This window comes from Ruegeria sp. CE9 (assembly GCF_056537425.1).
In genome coordinates this window covers 1-1,886 of record NZ_JBQFRO010000047.1, presented here as the reverse complement: position 1 = coordinate 1,886, position 1,886 = coordinate 1, and the positions used below count along the sequence as shown (strand labels likewise).

Sequence of the window (1,886 nt, the reverse complement as noted above, 5' to 3'; positions counted from 1 at the left end):
GGCGTTACGGCTCGGATCAAACAGCGTAAACCCTAGCGGGATGCTGGCATAAAAGAGAAAATCAAGCGCGATATCCAAAAACGCGCCCCGATCTGTTGGCCCCGCGATCCGCGCCACAGCCCCATCCAACCCGTCACAAAGGCGGTTGAGCAGGATGAACATAAGACCCAGCCCAAAGTGCCCCATGGCAAGCGCAGGCAGGGCGCACAGCCCCAGAGCAAAGCCAAACAAACTGATCTGATCTGCACTGATACCGGCCTTATACAAAGCTTCGGCAAAGGGTCGGGCCAGGCGGCGTTGCAGGGGCAATAGGCGGGCATCGATCATTTTCCCAACCTCCAGGCGTGAAACCGCTGCAGCAGCGCAAGGGCGCGGGGGTTCACGCGTGCTTTGCGCCAATTCCCCGCGACATATTTATTCGCCTCTGCGAGGGTTGGATAAATGTGAATGGTGCCCAAGATTTTGTTCAGCCCAAGCCCGTGTTTCATGGCCAAGGTGAATTCGGCCAAGAGATTTCCCGCCTCGGCCCCGATGATTGTGGCCCCAAGAATGCGGTCACTGCCTTTTGCGGTCAGCACCTTTACAAACCCATTTCTGGTGCCATCGGCAATGGCGCGGTCAAGATCATCGAGATCGTAGCGCGTGACCTCATAGGCCACGCCCTTGGTTCGGGCCTCACTTTCAGACAGGCCAACGCGGGCGATTTCGGGATCGGTAAAAATTGCAAAAGGAATGGTACGATAATCGGCTTTGCTGCGCTTAATATCCCCAAACAGCGCGTTTACGGCGGCGTAATAGGCCTCGTGGCTTGCCGTATGGGTGAATTGATAAGGGCCTGCGACATCGCCAGCGGCGAGGATGTTGGGGAAAAGGGTTTGCAAATAGTCATTCGTGTCGACCTTGCGATCTGTGACAATCCCCAATTCCTCAAGGCCAAACCTCGTCAGGCGCGGGCTGCGCCCGACTGCCACCAAAAGATCATCGGCAAGGATCACCTCACGGCCCTCTGGCCCTTCGATTTCCACGGCAATCTGATCACCCGCAAGGCTCACGGATTGCGCCGTGGAGCCTGTTTTGACGGCAACCCCATCGCCCTCTATCGCGGCAAGAAGGGCGGCGCTGACCTCCTCATCTTCGCGCGTCAAAAGCCGCGGCGCGCGTTCGATTTGCGTGACCTGAACCCCAAGCCGTGCGAAGCTTTGCGCCAATTCGCAGCCAATCGGCCCACCCCCTAAAACCACCATGGATTGTGGGGCGGTTTCACGGGTTTTCATCTCTGACCACAATGTGTCAGAGGTCAGATAGGGCACATCGGACAGTCCCGTGATGGGGGGGATGGTCGGGGATGCGCCCGTGGCCACGATGATCGCGCGGGTGGATAAGGTCGCAACGCTGCCATCATTTTGCGTGATCTCAACATGCCAAGGGTCACGGATGCGGGCATAGCCTTTGATCACTTCAACCCCCAAACCCTCGTAGCGCTCTGCGCTGTCATGGGGTGCGATGGTTTCAATCACCTCATGAATGCGGGCCATGATGCGCGGGAAATCCACCTTGGGGGGCGCTGCGATGAGGCCGTATTCCTCGGCATGGGCAAAGTCATGGGCGCGCTCGGCAGATTTGATCAATGCCTTTGAGGGGACGCAGCCAAAATTGAGGCAATCCCCCCCCATTTCTCCGGCCTCAACCAAGGTGACCTTGGCCTTGACCGCAGCGGCGATATAGGCCGAAACAAGACCAGCTGCGCCTGCGCCAATCACGATCAGATTGCGATCAAAACGGGCAGGGCGCGTATAGGGGCGATAGGCGCGATAGCGTTTGATGCGCGCAATCGCAAATTTTGCAATCCATGGAAAAAGGCCAAGCGCTGCAAAAGACCCAATCAG

At 57.7% G+C, this 1,886-nt stretch carries 2 protein-coding genes; both read right to left on the bottom strand.

The window, feature by feature from the left end; all coding sequences use genetic code 11:
- The coding region (locus tag ACR0B3_RS23785) for a CDP-alcohol phosphatidyltransferase family protein (protein ID WP_480811211.1) at positions 1-327 on the bottom strand (327 nt) is incomplete at its 3' end.
- A partial coding sequence (locus ACR0B3_RS23780) for a dihydrolipoyl dehydrogenase family protein (RefSeq protein WP_480811210.1) occupies positions 324-1,886 on the bottom strand: 1,563 nt, incomplete at its 5' end. The genes ACR0B3_RS23780 and ACR0B3_RS23785, both read right to left, overlap by 4 nt.